Annotated in this window: 1 protein-coding gene; it reads left to right on the forward strand. The window is 68.4% G+C overall.

Features of this window, described 5'->3' with window-relative positions; translation table 11 throughout:
• Positions 1 to 112: 112 nt before the first annotated feature.
• Positions 113 to 1,390: IS1380 family transposase (locus tag KILIM_RS21830; RefSeq protein ID WP_006594940.1), on the forward strand; the 1,278-nt coding region annotated here is incomplete at its 3' end.

Genomic DNA, 1,390 nt, shown 5'->3' on the forward strand with positions numbered 1-1,390 from the left:
AGCCTGGATCCACCGGTGGTGGAGCGTGGCGTGAACGAGTAGATGCCCCTTGATCAGGCAGGATGGACTTGTTCAGGGTTCATCGGGCCGTTGTCAGAGGGGCATCTACGGGATGCAAGTGTGCCAGAGGTTGTCGACCGTTTTCGATGAGGAGAATCTGATCGGCGTGGCGGGGCTTGCGCCGGGGTTGATGTTGGCCGAATCGGCCGGCTTGAGTGAGGTGCTGGCGCAGCGGTTGGGGGTGAACTCGCCGTCGGCGGCGGTGAAGGCCTCGTGCGTGGTGGCGGGGATGCTGGCCGGGGCAGACAGCATCGATGATCTGGACGTGCTGCGTCATGGCGGGATGGGCCGGGTGTTCTGCGGTGTGCGCGCACCCTCGACGCTGGGGACGTTCCTGCGGGCGTTCAAACCCAAGCACGTGCGGCAGCTGGGCGCTGTCAGCGGTGATTTCCTGGTGGGGTTGACGGCTCGGGTCCCGGCGCTGTTGGCGGGGGCGGGCGCGATCACGTATCTGGATATCGATGACACGATCCGCGAGGTCCATGGGTACGCCAAGGAGGGTGCGGCGTATGGCTACACCGGCCTGAAGGGTCTGAACGCGCAGATCGCGACGCTGTCGACCCCGGTCGCGGCGCCGGTGATCGCCGCGACGCGGCTGCGGGAGGGGAACGCCTCCAGCGGCAGCGGGGCCGCGGCGTTGATCCGCGCGGCACGAAAGGTCGCCACGGCGTGCGGCGTCCCGACCACCGGCAGCGGCAAGGGCGGTCAGGGTGGGCGGTTGATGGTGCGCGCTGACAGCGCGTACTACAGCCAGGCCACGGTGGCCGCGGCCCGGGCCGGGGGGTCGTGGTTCTCGATCACTGCACGTCAAGACGTCGCGGTCCAGGCCGCGATCACCAAGATCGCGGATTCGGCGTGGACGCCGATCACCTACCCACGGGCGGTCGCCGACCCCGAGACCGGTGAGTTGATCAGCGACGCGCAGGTCGCGGAGATCCCGTACGTGGCGTTCAAGTCCACAGGCGAGAAGAAGAAAGTCACGTGTCGCCTGGTCGTACGCCGAGTCCGGCGCCGCAATGGCGAGGCCGCCAAAGACCAGGGCGAGTTGTTCACGACCTGGCGCTTCCACGCGTTCATCACGAACTCGACCCTGAGCACCGTCGATGCCGACCGGGCGCACCGTGATCACGCCCTGGTCGAGCAGGTCTTCGCCGAACTCAAAGACGGCCCGCTGGCCCACGCCCCGTCGGGAAAGTTCACCGCCAACGGCGCCTGGCTCGCGCTGACCGCGATGGCGTTCAACCTCGCCCGCGCCCTGGGCGCTCTGGCCGATACCCGCCACGCCAAGGCCCGCTGGGCCACCATCCGCGCCCACCTGATCCACGTCCCG

Origin of the sequence: Kineosphaera limosa NBRC 100340 (assembly GCF_000298215.1) — a bacterium.
Classification (GTDB): Bacteria; Actinomycetota; Actinomycetes; order Actinomycetales; family Dermatophilaceae; genus Kineosphaera; species Kineosphaera limosa.